8 protein-coding genes and 1 pseudogene are annotated in these 18911 nt (G+C 38.8%); 4 read left to right on the top strand and 5 right to left on the bottom strand.

Annotated elements, in window-relative coordinates; all coding sequences use genetic code 11:
- Positions 1–15: 15 nt before the first annotated feature.
- The 3 genes from glmS to WG932_RS03750 all read right to left on the bottom strand — a co-directional run bounded on the left by glmS (position 16) and on the right by WG932_RS03750 (position 3533).
- Positions 16–1851 carry a glutamine--fructose-6-phosphate transaminase (isomerizing) gene (gene glmS / locus WG932_RS03740; RefSeq protein WP_483087005.1) on the bottom strand — a complete coding sequence of 612 codons (1836 nt, stop codon included), beginning with the start codon at positions 1849–1851 and terminating at the stop codon, positions 16–18.
- A gap of 264 nt (positions 1852–2115) precedes the next feature.
- Positions 2116–2766: a sulfatase family protein gene (locus WG932_RS03745; protein WP_483087006.1), complete on the bottom strand. Its 651-nt coding sequence runs from the start codon at positions 2764–2766 to the stop codon at positions 2116–2118.
- On the bottom strand, positions 2760–3533 hold the full coding sequence (locus WG932_RS03750; RefSeq protein ID WP_483087007.1) for a sulfatase-like hydrolase/transferase: 774 nt from the start codon (positions 3531–3533) through the stop codon (positions 2760–2762). The genes WG932_RS03745 and WG932_RS03750 overlap by 7 nt, the downstream gene beginning before the upstream one ends.
- A gap of 93 nt (positions 3534–3626) precedes the next feature.
- Between WG932_RS03750 and WG932_RS03755 the strand changes: the two genes are divergently transcribed.
- From WG932_RS03755 to WG932_RS03765, 3 genes are all read left to right on the top strand, one after another.
- Positions 3627–4721 (top strand): SGNH/GDSL hydrolase family protein, encoded by a 1095-nt coding sequence (locus tag WG932_RS03755; protein ID WP_483087008.1) that lies wholly within the window; start codon positions 3627–3629, stop codon positions 4719–4721.
- A gap of 279 nt (positions 4722–5000) precedes the next feature.
- Positions 5001–6107 carry an acyltransferase family protein gene (locus tag WG932_RS03760; RefSeq protein WP_483087009.1) on the top strand — a complete coding sequence of 369 codons (1107 nt, stop codon included), beginning with the start codon at positions 5001–5003 and terminating at the stop codon, positions 6105–6107.
- A gap of 56 nt (positions 6108–6163) precedes the next feature.
- A complete protein-coding gene (locus tag WG932_RS03765; protein WP_339679353.1) occupies positions 6164–7573 on the top strand; it encodes a Gfo/Idh/MocA family protein in 1410 nt (469 codons plus the stop codon).
- 59 nt (positions 7574–7632) lie between these two features.
- Here the strand turns inward: WG932_RS03765 and WG932_RS03770 are convergent.
- Together WG932_RS03770 and WG932_RS03775 are read right to left on the bottom strand one after the other, a co-directional pair.
- Positions 7633–9250 (bottom strand): annotated as a pseudogene (locus WG932_RS03770) (ABC-F family ATP-binding cassette domain-containing protein).
- 81 nt (positions 9251–9331) lie between these two features.
- Positions 9332–10552 (bottom strand): multidrug effflux MFS transporter, encoded by a 1221-nt coding sequence (locus tag WG932_RS03775; protein ID WP_483087010.1) that lies wholly within the window; start codon positions 10550–10552, stop codon positions 9332–9334.
- Positions 10553–10774: 222 nt separating this feature from the next.
- Here WG932_RS03775 and WG932_RS03780 point away from each other — a divergent pair, with 222 nt between their 5' ends.
- Positions 10775–18889, top strand: a complete 8115-nt coding sequence (locus WG932_RS03780) for a malectin domain-containing carbohydrate-binding protein (protein ID WP_483087011.1) — start codon at positions 10775–10777, stop codon at positions 18887–18889.
- Positions 18890–18911 lie beyond the last annotated feature (22 nt).

The following is an 18911-nucleotide window of genomic DNA, read 5'->3' on the forward strand; positions in this document are numbered from 1 at the left end:
GCTGTATTAAAAAAATTATTCAACAGTAACGGATTTTGCTAAATTTCTGGGTTTATCTACATCCAGTCCCTTGGCTAGTCCTGTATAATAAGCCAAAAGTTGTAAAGGGACAACACTAATTAAAGGTGCAATAAGTTCATCAGCAGCAGGAACAGAGATGGTATCATCTGCAATTTCCTCAAATAGGTCGTCATTTTCTGTAATTACCGCCAAAACCTGACCTTTCCTAGCTTTAATTTCCCTTGCATTACTAACTAATTTTTCATGGTAAACGTCTCTTGTAGCTACAAAAACCACAGGTAATGTTTCTTCAACCAGTGCTATTGGACCATGTTTCATTTCAGCTGCCGGATAACCTTCGGCATGTATATAGCTTATTTCCTTTAATTTAAGGGCCCCTTCCAAAGCAATGGGGAAATTATATCCTCTTCCTAAAAATAGAAAATCACGTGCATGTTGGTATTTCTTGGCTAATTTTTCAATGGAAGTTGCTTCATTTAATGCGTCCCGAATTTTATCCGGAACCAAAGACAATTCATTGATCAAATGCTGGTATTTTTCTTTGGATAAGGTGCCCTTAGAATAACCAAGCTTAATGGCGATCATATAAAGAACTGTGAGTTGAGCCGTAAAGGCTTTAGTAGAAGCTACGCCTATTTCCGGGCCGGCATGCGTATAGGCACCTGCTTGGGATAACCTTGCTATACTTGATCCTACTACATTGACCACGCCGAAAATAAAGGCTCCCTTATTTTTGGCATTTTCCAAGGCAACTAGCGTATCCGCTGTTTCACCACTTTGGGATACAGCAATGATCACATCTCCGGGGTTAATTACCGGATTTCTATACCTGAATTCAGAAGCATATTCAACTTCAACAGGAACCCTGCAAAGTTCTTCTAAAACATATTCTGCCAATAAACCGGCATGCCATGAGGTACCACACCCCACAATGATTATCCTATTGGCTTCCCGCAACAAGTCAAGGTGCTGATCGATACCTCCCATGGTGATGGTTCCTTTTTTTGCATCTAACCTTCCTCGAAGACAGTCAAAAACAGCTGTAGGTTGCTCAAATATTTCCTTTAACATAAAATGTTCATAGCCGCCTTTTTCAATGGCTGCCAATTCCATGTCTAACTTGGTAATAAATGGAGTAATCCTTTCATTTCCCGGGTTTTTTAGAATCAACTCGTCAGGTTTCACAATGGCCATTTCATAATCATTGATGTATACCACTTCTTTGGTATATTCGATGATTGGAGAGGCATCAGAAGCTAAAAAATGTTCATTTTTTCCAATACCAATAACTAGAGGGCTTCCTTTGCGTGCAGCAATAAGCGTGTCAGGTTGATCTTGATCCAACAATATAATTACATAAGCGCCAACAATTCTTTTAAGGGCTATTCGGACAGCTTCTTCAAGGTTATTTGCATCGTTTTGATAAATATCATCTATGAAATGAAGCAATACCTCTGTATCTGTATCGCTTTCAAAAACATAACCCTTTTGCTGAAGTTCTTTTTTAATCGGAGCAAAGTTCTCAATGATACCATTGTGTACCATAGCTAACTTTCCGGAGGTAGATCGGTGCGGATGTGCATTCCGGTCAGAGGGTTCCCCATGTGTCGCCCAACGGGTGTGGCCAATTCCTGATTGGGCATGCAAATTGGTGCCTATTAATGAGGATTCCAATTCTGCAACTTTGCCCATTTTTTTATAGACAGCTAACTCTTTGTCTAATAAAGCAACGCCGGCGCTATCATATCCTCTGTATTCAAGTCTTTGAAGGCCTTTTAAAATTATTGGATAGGCTTCTCTGGATCCAATGTATGCTACAATTCCACACATAATAAAATATCAGAATATTGTTTCGAAAAAAAGATTGAATAATGTTATCTCGAAAATTAATGAATAATTATGATGTTTAACAATATTCAATTTTGAATCAAATAGGAGAGAAAATTATAAATTGAGGAAGTGTTTTCCTTACAATTTTATTTTCTCTCTTTAATTTGTGAAAAATTTATGAAACTACTTTTGTATGTCTGTTATTTTTGTAAAATAGGGTATTAATGTAGCTTTATTTAACCTTATTCTTGCTGCATGAGGAAACTATTTAATGAAAATTATTTGAATATTTTCCTCACTTTTTTCGGTTTTAACAATATTTATCCAGTTTTCATACATTTTAGACAACTCTTCCACTTTTTCAGGATATTGTTGGCCAAGATTTTTGTGTTCTGTAGAATCCATTTCCATATTGGTCAAATAGAGTCTGTCAGCTTCGGTAAAGGTCAGCTTGCCGGTTGGGTCAGTTGGATTGCCTAGCAATTTCCAAGGGCCTTTACGGACTGCCCAAGCATGCTTTTTATTTTCGGGGTCTCCGGTACCCCAAAACATGGTTTCATGAGGGCTTGGTACATTGGCATCTAGTATTAAAGGTAGTAGGCTTTTTCCATCAATATTTTGGCTTGCTGGGATTTTTATACCTGTCAACTCAGCTAGTGTAGGCATCCAATCAATGCTGTTGGCCCAATGGTGTCGAGCTTCATCTTTTGGCAACATAGAAGGGAATCTGATTATGGCCGGAACCCTTATTCCTCCTTCTAACATGCTAAATTTTGCACCGCTTAAAGGGCCTGCATCCCCACCACCAAAAAACGCACGTTCCTCAACACTGTATCCATGGTCTGATTGGTATACAATAATGGTGTTTTCCAGTTCACCTATTGCTTTAAGGTGGTGGTAGATTTCTCCTACCATTTCATCAATTGTAGAGACAAAAGCCGCATATTCTTTACGGGGCTTTCTAAGTCAGCATAATAATCAAGCCATTTAGGATCTCCCTGGTAGGGGTAATGTGGCATATTGATGGCCCAGTAGGTGAAAAATGGTTCTTCTGATTTTTCGCTAATAAATTGCTTCATCTCTTGTACCATTAGGTCACCGAAAAACTCTCCGGGTCTGTAAATTTCTGTTTCATTCCGATACAAGTCATGAAGGTTTGGACCATGCCAATAAAAGAAATGTGAGAAATTATCTATACAACCTCTTTGATGACCAAAGAAATAATCAAACCCCTGCCCATTAGGTAATTTTTCCGGGGTGTGCCCCAAATGCCATTTGCCTATTAAACCTGTTCGATAGCCATTTGACTTGAACATCTCGGCCATGGTAATTTCCTCAGTAGGCAGACCTGACTTCCCTTCAGGATCTGAATGTGGGGGAGAAACGTTACCGAATAGACCTGCATTAAAATTATACTTTCCGGTCATGAGTGCTGCCCTAGAGGGTGAACAAACCGGTGCTGCGGCATAAAACTGGGTGAATTTTACACCCTCCTCAGCCAATCTGTCAATATTTGTTGTTACCAAGTCTTTGGCTCCATAACTTCCTAGATCTTTGTACCCTTGATCGTCTGTAAGGATTACAATTACATTTGGTTTTTTAGAGGTGTTTTTTTGTTGTGCCAGTGTGGATTGGCTAAAGAGTAGCCCTAAAATCAGGCAGGAATATAAAATTCGGTTCACAGTTAATTGAATTATTTAGGTTTTTATCTTCTTAATTTTTCTAAATTAGTTGCTTAATCTTTCCTAAAAAATAATTTCTCAAATTTTATTATTATGAAGCTAAAAATGTATTTGGCATTGGCCTTATTATTTTGCCATTTTTCAATGCTGCAAGCTCAGGATGATTTAAGATGGTTAAATCCTTTGCAAAATCCTGATGAGAATTTTGTCCATGGCCAGGGTTGGCCGGGCTTGGATTACCATAGATTACCTGATGAAGCTGAAACGAAAGTACGGAAGGCAGTTTGGAATTTGTCTCGTCATGCAGCTGGGGTAAAATTAAAATTCAATTCTGATGCTGAAGAAATTAAAGTCAGGTACGTGGTTTCTTCAAGACAGTCAATGCCGCATATGCCTGCCACAGGAGTAAGCGGATTGGACCTGTATATTCATGATCAATATGATTGGATTTGGGTACGTGGGAGTTATTCCTTCGGTGATACCATTCAATATACCTTTCCTTTAAAGGCCGATAAAATTACGGCCAAAGACTTTGACCTTTATTTGCCCTTGTACAATGAGGTAACCTTTCTTGAAATAGGCGTGGATAAAAATGCAAGCTTTAATTTTATTAGCCCTTCCAACGAGGAACTTCCGGTGGTGGTTTATGGAACTTCTATAGCTCAAGGAGCATGCGCCTCAAGGCCGGGTATGGCATGGACAGCCATATTAGAACGAATGATAAATAAACCCATGATTAACCTTGGTTTCTCAGGGAATGGATTATTGGAAACTCCGCTTATTGAATACATGGCCTCAGTAAATAGTAGCCTTTATGTTCTTGATTGTTTACCCAATTTGGTTAGAAATACCTTTACGGAAGAAGAAGTTACCAAAAGAATTATTGCAGCTGTTCATGCCTTGAAAGCAAAGAAGCCGGAGACACCAATCTTGATGGTGGAACATGCTGGGTATACAGATGAATGGGTCAATGATGAAAGAAAGACAGCTTATCAATCCAGAAATAATTTGTCCAAAAATACTTATAGGCTTTTAATTGCTGAAGGAATTGAAGAGCTCTATTACCTTGAAAAAGATGAACTTGGACTTACGATGGATGGGACAGTTGATGGGACACATCCATCAGATTTGGGAATGGACCAGCATGCCAAAGGTTATTATTCTATAGTAAAAGAAATACTAGACTAAAAACGAAGGAGTCAAAGTGATGATTTCCCGAATGAGGTGAAACCTATTTCACATAATGTGTTAATAGAATCTTTGAGACAGATGTTCTATTCTGTTTTATAATTTTGTTCGTTAACTAATTTTTGATTGTATAGGGGACAAAGTGAAAAATTTTAACATTTGACTTCAACCAATTATATAATTTATATGATGTTCTGTTTGAACCTGCATCATGATAACTTATATTTGAAATATTAGATAATTTGGATTTGCAAGCTTTACCTGTTCCCTTTTCAATAAATGACCGTTTTACAGTGTGCCAGTAATAAAAGATTAGTTTCTTTGGATGCTTACAGAGGCATTACGATGTTTTTGTTAGTGGCAGAGTCAGCCAGGTTGTATGGTGCTTTTGAGGGGTTATTTCCTGAAGTTAGCGGTTGGCAAATGTTTTTCACCCAATTCACACACCATCCTTGGAATGGTTTGAGATTCTGGGATCTGATTCAGCCATTTTTCATGTTTATAGTAGGTGTTGCCATGCCATTTTCCTTGAATAAGAGATTGGAAAAGCAAGGGGATAGGAGGAAAGTAACCCTACATATTCTCAAAAGGTGTCTTTTGTTGTTTCTCTTTGGAACCGGCCTGCATTGTATACGATCCGGGGTCTTGGTATTTGAATTGTGGAATGTGCTTACCCAGTTGTCGTTTACCATTCTATTGACCTATTTTTTAATCAATCATAGCTTAAAAACTCAATTTACAGTATCAATTGGTTTATTGATTTTGACAGAATTGATGTACAGACTCTATGATCCTTCAGCCCCATTTGTAAAAGGAGAAAATTTCGGATCCTTTATTGATTTGATTTTAATGGGGAAATTAAGTGGTGGGGGATGGGTAGCTATCAATTGCCTGCCAACCGCTGCTCACACTTTATGGGGAGCAATGTGCGGTAAAATTTTACTTAGTAAAAGCGCCTATTCCTTAAAGATTAAATATTTGGTAATTGCGGGTTTGATAGGCCTGGTACTAGGTTATGGTTTGGATTGGTTGGGAATTACTCCAATCATTAAAAGAATCTGCACAAGTTCTTTTGTGCTAGCATCCGGTGGATGGTCCATCCTTGTACTTGCATTCTTTTATTGGTTGATAGATGTGAAGAAATACAATGAATGGCCTTTTATGTTTATTGTTGTAGGTATGAACTCCATATTCATCTATTTATTTGCCAATTTACTTGGACACAATTGGTTGTATGATGCGGTTCATGTTTTCAATTATGGATTCTTAGAGCCTTTAAGCATTCCGGAAAATGTGCTGGCCTTATTGAATGGGATTTTCACATTGGCCATTATGTGGTACTTGTGTTATTTTCTGTTTAAAAAGAAATTGTTTTTTAGAATCTGATAAAAAAATTGAATTTAAATATAATTTTAAGGAATCAACTAAAAATAAATGTGCTTATGAGTAATAATAGGAGAGAGTTTTTGAAACTCTCCGGCCTAGCCGGATTAGGAGTAGTAGGAACTGGTTTTAAAGGCTTGTCGCTGGAAGAACAGGAGCAAGTTCTTGCCCAAAGCAAGAAAAAACATGCCCAAAGGTTTAATATGTCAGGTTATGCTGCTCCTAAACTGGAAGTGGTGAGAGTTGGAATTGTGGGGTTAGGAAGTAGAGGACCGGGTGCTGTTAACAGATTGAGCAAAATTGAAGGTGTAGAAATTAAGGCCCTATGTGATTTAAGACCTGAAATGGTTGACAAGGTAGTGAAGTCCTTAGAAGGAACATCTCATAAACCTGAAACTTACAGTGGTTCTGCTTATGCATGGAAGAAAATGGTGGACAGGGATGATCTTGATTTGATCTATATTGCTACCCCATGGGAATGGCATACACCAATGGCGGTTTATGCCATGGAGGCAGGTAAACATGCTTGCAGTGAGGTGCCCATAGCGGTTACTTTGGAAGAATGCTGGCAGTTAGTGGAGACTTCTGAACGCACAAAGAAACATTGCATGATGATGGAGAACTGCTGTTATGACTTCTTTGAATTGATGACACTCAATATGGCCAGAGATGGGTTCTTTGGGGATGTTTTTCATGGAGAAGGTGCCTATATTCATGATTTATTGGGGTTGAATTTTAGTAAAACAGGCTACCAAGACATGTGGCGTTTAAAAGAAAATTTCAGGAATGGTAACCTTTATCCTACTCACGGGCTAGGACCTGTTTGTCAAGCCATGAACATCAACCGGGGTGATCAGATGGATTATTTGACCTCCCTTTCCAGCAATGATTTTCTTATGAAAGCACATGCTCAAAAATTAGCTGAGACAGATAATTTCTATAACTCTTTTGCAACAAAAAGTTATAGGGGTAACATGAATACCACCATGGTGAAGACTAAAAAAGGAAAATCCATTATGATTCAGCATGATGTGAGCTCCCCGCGTCCTTATTCTAGGATTCACTTGCTCAGTGGTACAAAAGGTGCTGCGAGTAAATATCCTGTACCGGGAATTTCTACCGGTCATGAGGGGTGGTTAAAGGCTGATGAAATGAAGGTTCTCGAAGAAAAATATACTCCGGAAATCGTAAAAAAAGTAGGTGAAATGGCCAAACAAATTGGAGGACATGGAGGCATGGACTTTATGATGGATTGGCGAATGATTGATTGCATTAGAAACGGTTTACCTCTTGACCAAGATGTTTATGATGGGGCATTGTGGAGTGCAATTGGTCCATTGAGCGAATGGTCTGTAGCCAATAGGTCCAATTCTATTGATGTACCTGACTTTACAGCCGGATCATGGGAAACCAATTCACCGGTAGAACTAACCTTAAAAGGTGGCGGTACCACCGGCGTTAGTGTTTAAATAAAATAAAAAAAGCTGTGGAGATTATTTCCACAGCTTTTTATTTTTTTATATTACAATCAATTCGTCTTGTACATTTTGTCTCTCAAGGCTTTGATTTCCTCACTTTCTAAATAAGATTCATAATCCATCCTGCGATCGATGGTGCCTGTAGGAGTAAATTCAATTATTCTATTGGCAACTGACTGCACAAAGGCATGATCATAGGAACTGAACAATACTGTACCGTTAAAATCTATCATTGCATTGTTAAGTGCATGGATGGATTCCAAATCAAGGTGATTGGTAGGTTCATCTAATACCAATAAGTTTGGGTTTTGTAGCATCATTCTTGACAGCATGCACCTTACTTTTTCACCTCCGGAAAGAACGGAAGCTTTTTTAAATGATTCTTCACCTGTAAATAGCATCCTTCCCAAGAAGGTCCGAACATAAGCTTCTTCTTGATTTTCGGAATATTGACTGAGCCAGTCAATTAATTTAAGATCAGAATCAAAATAAGGAGAATTGTCATTGGGCATATAAGCCTTATTGATGGTTACTCCCCATTTAAAACTTCCCGATTGAACAGGGATTTCTCCCATTATTGTTTGGAAAAATTTTGTTACCGCCTGCTTGGTTCTAGAAAGGAAGGCAATTTTATCACCTTTATCTACCATTAGGTTTAGGTCGGTAAAGTACGTAGTGCCATCATTTTTTAACTCAAGCTCTTCTGAAAGTAGAATTTGATCTCCTGCTTCACGTTCAGGTTTAAAAATAATGCCCGGATATTTTCTTGTAGAAGGCTTAATTTCATCCACATTTAATTTTTCCAACATCTTTTTCTTGCCGTTGCTTGTTTTGACTTTGCCACGTTAGCAGAAAATCGCTCTATAAAGGATTGTAACTCTTTCCTTTTGTCCTCAGCTTTTTTGTTTTGATCTGCTTTTTGCTTGGCTGCAAGCTGAGAGGATTCGTACCAGAAGGTATAATTTCCTGAAAAGATATTGATTTTGCCAAAATCAATATCAACAATATGAGTAGCCACAACATCTAAGAAGTGCCTATCGTGAGATACCACAATAACCAGGTTCTTAAAATTCACAAGAAAGTCTTCTAACCAGCCAATTGTCTCGGCGTCCAAATCATTGGTAGGTTCATCAAGAATCAGGATGTCGGGATTACCAAATAGAGCTTGGGCCAATAAAACCCTCACCTTTTGATCTCCAGAAAGGTCTTTCATTAGTTTGCCGTGCAAGTTTTCCGTAACACCTAGTCCTGAAAGGAGGGCTGCAGCATCACTTTCTGCATTCCATCCGTCCATTTCTGCAAATTCAGCCTCCAGTTCAGCTGCCCTGATTCCATCAGCTTCACTAAAGTCCTCCTTCATATAGATCGCATCTTTTTCATTCATTATGTTAAAAAGTTGCTTGTGACCCATTATTACAGTTCTAAGGACCTCTTCATCCTGAAAGGCAAAGTGATCTTGGGACAATACAGCCATTCTTTGGCCGGGGGTAATATTTACACTACCCGTAGTACTATCCAATTCTCCTGTAAGAATCTTTAAAAAGTGGACTTACCAGCACCATTAGCTCCGATAACGCCAAAACAGTTTCCTGGTGTAAATTTTAAATTAACTTCTTCGAACAGGGTTCTTTTGCCGAATTTTAGGGATAAATTATCTACTGAAATCATTCTATTTGCCTAGCGTTATATTAAGAAAGTGCAAAGTTAAAAAAATATTCGGGTATCACCTATTATATGCCAATTTGCCCACTATTGATCTTTTCTTTTAAGTATAAATTTCAATTCCCCTGTAGAGTAGAGGTAGAAAAGTAATACCAATCCTGCAATCAGGATACAGGAAGCCATTAAAAGGACCATGGGTATGGCGGTCCCATTGTGAAATAAACTTACCAAAGCGGAAACTATGCCACCTATTGCCATTCGCATAAAGCCCATCATGGCAGCAGCACTCCCGGCATCTTTATCAAAAGGCGCCAAGGATATCGCCGCAGAATTTGGTACACTTAAACCATGCCCTGTTAAAAATATAAACATCAATCCAATAAGGATATATACATTCAAAGCATTTGTCCAAACCCCTAGAATCATTATAAAGCCAATAATGAGCTGATAACATAAAGCCGTAATGACTATATTTCTATTACTAAAGTAATTTAATAATATATGGTTTAGCTGGGTAGCGCCAATCATTGCCACAGAAAGAAAAGCAAAAAGCCAACCGTATTCAGTTACTGACAACCCATAAATATTTATAAATACGTCTGAAGAACCTGCGATATAGGCAAAAGGTGCCGCTCCGGCAATTCCTCCTACTAAAATATAAGTGAGGTACTTTTTATTTTGTAATACTCCAATGTATTTAAATGCAACAGCCTTAGGTTTTAAAGAAATACTATCATCTGGATCAGCTCCATCCGGAAGCTGCCATTTGCAAGCAAAAATTATCAGAGAACAGATAATTGCTAGAATAATAAATAGCCAATGCCAGTGAAAATGGGCTGTAATATAACCACCTAAGGTGGGAGCAATCATCGGAGAAACTGCAATAACTAAAGTGAGCAAAGCAAAAGCCTGAGCAATTTTAGTTACCGGGAAAATATCTCTTACAAGGGCCTGAGCCGCCACCATACCTACACAGCCACCCACTGCTTGTAAAAAGCGCATAAGTATCAGAGATTCTACAGATCCTGTGAATGAACAGCCAATTGAAGCAGCAACATATATCCAAAGGCCTATATATAGAGGTTTCTTTCTTCCAAATTTATCTAATAGAGGACCATAAAACAATTGTCCTATAGCAATTCCTATCAAATAACTCGTCAAAGACAATTGAACCTTAGATATGCTTGTAGATAAACTTTTGGCTATGGCGGGGAATGCAGGTAAGTACATGTCCACAGAAAATGGACTTATGGTGCTCAATGCCCCAAGAATTAAGACCAATATAAAATAGCTCTTTTGTTGCTTCATAGATAAGTACAAAAGTAGCCATTAAAATAATTAATTGACCTTCTTTGTACGAATCAAGACAATTAAAATAAATAAAGCGTCAAAAATGTATTTTAAATAGTTTAAAATGCTTTTCAAATTTGATTTGTTTAACTTAAATGTTTAATATTGTAACAGATAAACAGTTGAAAATTTTTATATTTTTCTATTTAAGCAGTTTTATGTTATTTAATTTTAATTAAGATGGAAAAGCGGGTAAATATTCCGGTCAAAATGTTTTTTATCATTATTTTGATCGGTTTAGGAAGTTCAGGAGCAGTATTTAGTCAATCAATTAGCTTCAATCAAACAGCATTAAATTTTAACGAATTTGAAGAAATCCAATTGGGAACGTCGTTGGAATTTGGACCGGATGAAAGACTATATGTGGCTCAATTAAAAGGTGAAATCAAAATTTATACGATTTCTAAGGAAGGTCCCAATCAATATGATGTTGTTGGAGAGGAAGTGCTTTTAGGAGTGAAAGAAATTCCTAATTATGATGATCATGGCTTCTTAGCATTCGATAATAGATATGGAAGGCAAATAACCGGAATAACCGTTACCGGTACAAAAGATTACCCTGTAATTTATGCTACTTCAAGTGATCCTAAATGGGGAGGTCCAAGTGGAGACACCATGTTGGATACCAATTCAGGAATCATTACGAGATTAAGTTTTACTGGTACGGAATGGGAAGTAATTGATTTGGTACGTGGTCTTGCGCGATCAGAAGAAAATCATGCCATTAATGGGATAGAGTATACGACCATAGGTGGTAAACCCTATTTATTAATCAGTAATGGTGGTTTTACCAACGCCGGTGCACCTTCCAAAAATTTCACTTATATCACAGAATACGCTTTGGCAGGAGCTGTTTTAAAAATTGATTTAGATGCTTTAGACGCTCTTCCTACAATGTATGATAGTCATTCTGGCAGGCCGTATAAATACGATGTGCCTACCTTGGATGATCCTACCAGAGCCAATGTAAATGGTATTTATGATCCCAATGATCCGGCTTATGATGGAATTGATATAAATGATCCCTTTGGAGGAAATGATGGACTCAATATGGGAATGGTAACCTTGGATGGTCCGGTACAAATATTTTCACCAGGATACAGAAACACTTATGATCTTGTAGTAACTGAAAATAAAAGGGTTTATCTGACGGACAATGGTGCCAATATCAACTGGGGAGGAATGCCTGAAAATGAAGGAGATTCTACATTGGTTTCCAATGCTTATAATCCCTTAGAACCGGGAGCGAGTCCCTTAAACCCAACCTCCTCCGGAGAATTTGTGGACAATCAGGATCATTTATTAATGATCACAAATGACCTGGAAAATTATACTTCCGGCACCTATTATGGTGGGCATCCAACGCCAATTAGGGCAAATCCCGGGCAAGCTTACCAACCCGGTAGTGCTTTTCCTTTTTCACCGGGAGGAGCAGGACTTTACACCAAATTCGTCGGTGATGACAAGGATTTTACCAATATCACACCTACTGTAACCCCTACTGATAAATTTAGAACACAAATTTTAGAACCCATTGCCCCCGGTCAACCGGGGTTTGAAGAATACGCCTCCAATACACTTCCTGCCAACTGGCCTCCAGTGCCACCGACTTTGGCAAATGGAGTAGAGGCTGATTTTATTTCCCCAACTCTTCCCAACTCAAACGGTCCTCAGCCGGACATTCTAACAGTGGTGCCCAACAATTCGAATGGGATTGACGAATACACCGCGAGCAATTTTGATGGAGCCCTCAAGGGATCTTTAATTGTGGGTAAAAATGGAGGGATTTTACATTTGATTCATCTCAATGAAGATGGAACATTAAAGGAAGCTGAATTTAATAAATGGAACCTTAATGGAGGCAATGCCTTGGGGATTACCACTAATGGAGACAGTACATCCTATCCGGGAACGATATGGGCAGCAACTTTTGATAATAGGATAATGATTTTGACTCCGGCCGATGATATATTTTGTATTGCTGAAGATGATCCGGAATTTGATCCATTGGCTGATTATGATCATGATGGATATACCAATCAGGATGAAATAGATAATGGTACGGACTTTTGTTCCGGTGGATCTGCTCCTGATGATTATGACAAAGATTTGATATCCAACCTTAACGATGATGATGACGATGGTGACGGAATATTAGATCATTTAGATGCTTTTCAAATAGGGTACTCAAGTGATTTACCCCTAGAAAATCAATTGTTCACCAATCAATCGGATGCCTCAGGTGACGAATTCGGCTATTTAGGCCTTGGGCTTACCGGTTTAATGAACAATGGAGATCCTAATCCCAATTGGTTGGATTGGCTGGATAAAGGCAATGATAGCCCGGGACCACCTGATATTTATGGTGGTACTGCAGGAGCCATTCAGGTTTCGATGACAGGAGGCTCTGCCAATGGTATAGCTAATAATCAAGAAAAAGGCTTTCAGTTAGGAGTGAATGTGGGCAGCGAAACAGGGAATTACGTCCTGACCTCCGGGCTTATTGGCTTATCTTCTCCGGGACAATTGTACGATTATGATGGTGATGGTGAAGTAGGAATCCAAATTGGAGATGGTACCCAGAGCAACTTTATCAAACTTGTATTTAACGAAGACGGAGTGCTTGCTGCCCAAGAAGTCAATGATGTTGAAGATACAAACCCCTTATTTTTACCAATCCCGGAAAATGAAAGACCTAGTGCTAATACTCTTATAGAACTTTCTTTTGATGTAGATCCGGTAAATGGAACAGTCAAGCCATTCTATAAATACAGCAATCAAGAAATGGTCCCTCTTGGAACCATTCAAGCTACTGGTGCCATCCTTGCTGCCATTCAGGACATCAACCAACCTTTGGCTTTTGGAATATATGGAACTTCAAATGATACGACCAAAAGTTTTATTGGAGTATGGAACTTTATGCGGGTGATAGGTGAAAAACCTTATAATATTCGTGAACTACAAGATATCAACCGACTCTTGGGGGATGATGATGTGGTCATAGATCTCACAGAGTACTTTGGTGATAATGATGGAGAAAATAACTTGACTTTTACCGTGTCAGGAAATACCAACCCTGTAGTAGGAGCAAGTGTCATTGACAAAATTCTTACAGTAGATATTCCTATAGATGAAGTTACTTCTCTAATTACAGTCAGGGCAACTGATCAAAATGGTTACCATATAGAGCAGACATTTGAAGTCATGGTAGAACAAGACTTCACAATCTTGCTAAGAATAAATGGAGGAGGAGAACTAATCAATACCACGGATGGAAGTCCGTCATGGGTGGAAAATTCTGCTCAGGGTCCTGCCAATACATCACTATTTGAAGCAACAAGTGGAAAGAGTGGAAATAACGTTTTTCCTTTGGAAAACAGACATGAATCTATACCTAGTTACATTACAGACGAGGAATATGTTCAAATATTTAATACTGAACGCTATACCACAAATGACAGCTTGGAATATGCTATTCCCCTTCCAAATGGTCAATATGCTGTAAACCTTTATTTAGGAAATGGGTACATTGGAACATCAGCTCTAGGCAAAAGATACTATGGAATAAGTATAGAAGGTGAAGTAGTTGAAACTTCTCTCGACTTAATTGATAGATTTGGTCACCAGGTAGGTGGGATGCAACAATACCAAGTGAATATCACAGATGGCGAATTGAACATTAGATTTGATAAACAAAAGGAAAACCCACTTTTCAATGGTATAGAAATTCTTGGGAAACCTATACAAACGCCAATCACTTTCACCAAAGTGGAAGATCAAATTAATTTCGTAGGACATGAGACCGATGGAAGTATGTTTGTCCAAGCTTCAGGTGGAAATGGCAATTTAAGCTATTCCGCTACAGGGTTACCTCCTGGAATCTATCTAGAACCCACCAATGGTACAATTTATGGTACTATCGAAGAGGGAGCTTTGGCCAATAGTCCTTATAGAATTACAGTTACCATAGATGATGAAGATGAAATTCATTCGGATGCTGTTTCTTTTAACTTTAATTGGACCATTAGCCCTGAGTTGACGAGCCAGTCGTGGCATGAAAAAAATGAGAACCGTTCATACCATCCGAGGCATGAAGGTAGCTTCGTGCAGGCAGGACATGAATTCTACCTAATGGGAGGTAGAGAAAGTTCTACTACCATAGATATCTATGATATTGAAAATGATTCTTGGCGTTCATTAAATGATATCAACCCATACAGTTTCAATCATTTTCAGGCAGTATATTATCAAGGACTTATTTGGGTGATTGGTGCATTTGATACCAATGATTTTCCAAATGAAACTCCTGCAACAAATATTTGGATGTTCGATCCTGTGAATGAGCTATGGATTGAAGGTCCCGAAATTCCGGAAAATAGAAGAAGAGGATCAGCCGGTTTGGTAGAATATAGAGGCAAATTCTATGTAGTAGGAGGGAATACAGATGGACATGATGGAGGGTATGTAAATTACTTTGATAGCTATGATCCTGAAACAGGAGAGTGGACTGTCTTAGATGATGCACCAAGGGCCAGAGATCATTTCTTTGCTGCCACCATAGGCAATAAATTGTATGCTGTTTCCGGTAGACAGTCCGGTGGACCGGAAGGTACTTTTGCACCAGTATTACCTGAGGTTGATGTATATGATTTTAATACTCAAACCTGGACCACTTTACCGGACAGTTTGGATTTACCAACTCCACGTGCTGCTGCAGTGGTCAACAATTACCTTGGTAAACTGATTGTGGCAGGAGGGGAAGTTGCAACCGACCCATTGGCACTTTCTACGACAGAAATGTTTGATCCATTGACGCAAACTTGGCAAACACTTGATACCCTCAATTTTGGCCGCCACGGTACACAAGGTATTGTCTCAGGCAAAGGGTTATATGTGGTAGCCGGTTCTCCTCGAAAAGGAGGTGGAAATATTGGTAACATGGAATACTTTGGTTTCGATGATCCAAATACTAACCCGTTGGTAGAAAGTGAATTGATTCTTCCTGAATCTATTCTTGTTAAAAAAGGCAAACCCGAAGCAATAACTTTAGCCCTTGCTAATGGTCAAACTGGCCTTTATATCAAATCTATCACCATTACGGGAGAAAATGCAGAAGACTTTGAAGTTACTGAAGGAGAATTGCTCAATGAAGTATTGCTAAAAGCAGATGCCACTTATAATTTCACCTTGGACTTCATTGGAGAAAGTCTTACAGGTTCTGCAAACTTAGTGATTACCTTAAGGAATGATGATGAGCTTATCGTGCCGATTGTTGCAGATGGTAATTTTGAAGAAGTCTCTTTGTTTTATAATACAGGGTCTACTGCAAATGTAGAATTGGAAGGAAATACTTATCAGGGAGATGTTAACTTGCTCTCAATTCATAATGGAGGGGCTGTTTACAGAAATGAAAACGTAGCTGGTAGTGAATTGTATAAATCTGAAAGGTATGCTCACAATATTGCCTACCAAATTGAGGTGCCAAATGGTGTGTATACCGTAACTACCTTCCATACTGAAACATGGTTCGGTATGCCGAATGGTGGTCCGAATGAACCGGGAAGGCGTGTTTATGACATTATTTTGGAAGATGATTTAGTCAAGCCTAGTTTTGACCTGTATGTGGAAAATGGAAACCAACCAATTGCCTTGGTCTTTGAAGACATTCAGGTTACTGACGGAGTATTGGATTTAAACCTTGTTGCAAAGGTAAACAATGCCTCCATTGCGGGAATATCTATTGTCAATCAGGGTGAAATCGGAGCAATACCTATTGCCCATATAGAATCTTCAACGGTTGGAGGGGTTGTTCCTTTAGAAGTAAGTTTTGAAAATGAAATTGTAAGGCCACAAGACTTTACTTTCGCTTGGGATTTTGGAGATGGTAATACTTCCACTGCCCAAAACCCTACACATATTTTTGAAGAGCCCGGAGAATACAATGTGAAATTAACTGTTTCAAGTGCCTTTGGTGATGTTGCCATTGATTCTATTGCTGTCAATGGGATCGCACCATCAGAATATGAACTTCATATCAATGCGGGCAGTGAAATTACAGTGGATTACAATTCAGAAACATTTCTGGGCGAAAACAATGCCGGTGTAAGCTTTTCTGCTTCCAATTCATTTAGCAACAACTCAGCAGGAAATCCGCCTTTGTTTTTAACAGAGCGGTGGGGTAAAAACTTTACCTATGCAGTCCCTGTTCAAAATGGAGTATATACTGTCAAAACCTACCATAACGAATTGTGGTTTGGTAAAGATGGCCCGGCGGGCAAAGCAAATCAGCGTGTGTATAATATATATATAGAGGGAGAGTTGATTAGAGAAAACTTTGACTTGTACCTTGAAAATGAGTATCAACCCCTTGAGTTGACCCACGAAAATATAGTGGTTGATGATGATACACTAAATATCCAAATGGTGGCGGTGATCAACAATGCCAATTTATCCGGGTTTTCAATAATGGCCCAGCAAGGCGTGATTACATATCCTGAAGCCATTGCAGAAGCAAATACCATGGCCGGGGCCGCACCTTTGGAAGTTACCTTCAATGCAGGTACTTCTACCGGAACGGGTGAACTTACGTATGAATGGAACTTTGGAAATGATTCCATTTCCACTGAGCTTCAGCCGGTATATACCTTTACAGAAAATGGAAGTTATGAGGTAAGCCTTAAGGTAACAGATGAAAATGGCAACATTGCTACGGATGAACTTGAAATAATTGTGGGAGAGGATATCACCGTTCCGGCATACTCATTAAGTGTAAATGCAGGTACCAATCTGCCTACCAGCTATATGGGGACGGATTTTGAAGGCGAGTCAGGATCAGGGGTTACCTTTACCAATGCTGCCACTTGGAATAATATGGGTGCAGGTGATCCTGAATTGTTCTTGACGGAGAGGTCGGGTAAAAACTTTACCATTTCTACACCTTTGGAAAATGGCATCTACACCATTAAAACTTACCACAACGAGTTGTGGTTTGGAAAATCAGGACCGGCTTCAGAAGTAGGACAGAGGGTATATACGATCAGTATAGAAGGAGAAGTGGTCAAAAACAACTTCGACTTGTATGTAGAATCCGGTAATAACCCAACTGAACTTGTCTTTGAAAATATAGAAGTAAGGGATGGGGAATTGAATATTAGGCTTCAAGCCAGTAAAAACAATGCCACCATCAATGGTTTTGTGATTGAGGAAGTAACCTCAGTTAATTTACCTCCCGTAGCTATCATTGGCTCCTCAGCAGTAGAAGGATCAGCACCATTTGAAATTGCATTCAATGGGTCTTCTTCAACCGGTACCGGTGAACTGATATACAATTGGAATTTTGGTGATGGAGGATCTAGTGAATTGGCAAACCCTGATCACTTATTTGAGGAAGCAGGTACTTATAATGTAGTTTTGACTGTGATGGACAGTATGGCTGTGATGGATAAAGATACTTTAGAAATAAATATTTGGGAAGAAGCCCCTGTATGGTCCATGATTTTGAATGCAGGTTCAGCTGTTAATACATCTTATCAAGGTAAGTTATTCTTAGGCGACAATGCCTTCCCTGAACTGTACAACAGTACTAAAACTTATAGCAATTCATCCTCTAGTAACGTAGAAATATTTCAAACTGATAGGTATGGAAAAAATTTAGCTTATGCTATACCTGTTGACAACGGTACTTATAGAGTTAGAACCTTCCATAATGAACTTTGGTTTGGTCAAGGAGGGCCCACCGGTCAGCCTGGACAGCGTGTATTTGACATCATGATCGAAGACAGTTTGGTTAGAGATGATTTTGACCTTTACTTGGAAAGTAACTACGAAGAAACTGAATTGATTTTCGAAGATATCCAAGTCACAGATGGGGAATTAAATTTGACTTTCATTGCTTCTGCAAATAATGCCAGCGTTTCAGGAATTATCCTAGAACGTGTTGAGCCTAAAGATGGTGAAGGAAGCAGTCTAAGAATCATGAATGCAGGTACTTCCGACAGTGATGCCAATGAAGAGGATTCCGTAGAGGATTTACTGAAATTCAGGTTATCTAAAGCGATAATTTATCCTAATCCGGCAATCAATGAAGCTTTTATTAGGTTACCTGAAAGTTCTTCAGCTGTTTGGATTAATATTTATGATTTGAATGGACGACAAGTAATGAATTTCAATGTAAGTAATGAGGTTACCAATGAATACACAATTCCGGTGAGTAGGCTTGAACAAGGTGTATATATGGTGAGATTGCTAGGAGATGAAGGTGTGATTGAACAATTGAAATTAATTATCAATCGCTAAAATGAATTTATAATCCACTTTT

It is taken from the genome of Cyclobacterium sp. SOCE241 (assembly GCF_056867545.1).

What these genes read in the sequence shown, in the direction of transcription:
- glmS (WP_483087005.1), bottom strand. Translation starts at nt 1,851, where the DNA reads ATGTGTGGAATTGTAGCATACATTGGATCCAGAGAAGCCTATCCAATA.
- WG932_RS03745 (WP_483087006.1), bottom strand. Translation starts at nt 2,766, where the DNA reads ATGGTAGGAGAAATCTACCACCACCTTAAAGCAATAGGTGAACTGGAA.
- WG932_RS03755 (WP_483087008.1), top strand. Translation starts at nt 3,627, where the DNA reads ATGAAGCTAAAAATGTATTTGGCATTGGCCTTATTATTTTGCCATTTT.
- WG932_RS03760 (WP_483087009.1), top strand. Translation starts at nt 5,001, where the DNA reads ATGACCGTTTTACAGTGTGCCAGTAATAAAAGATTAGTTTCTTTGGAT.
- WG932_RS03765 (WP_339679353.1), top strand. Translation starts at nt 6,164, where the DNA reads ATGAGTAATAATAGGAGAGAGTTTTTGAAACTCTCCGGCCTAGCCGGA.
- WG932_RS03775 (WP_483087010.1), bottom strand. Translation starts at nt 10,552, where the DNA reads ATGAAGCAACAAAAGAGCTATTTTATATTGGTCTTAATTCTTGGGGCA.
- WG932_RS03780 (WP_483087011.1), top strand. Translation starts at nt 10,775, where the DNA reads ATGGAAAAGCGGGTAAATATTCCGGTCAAAATGTTTTTTATCATTATT.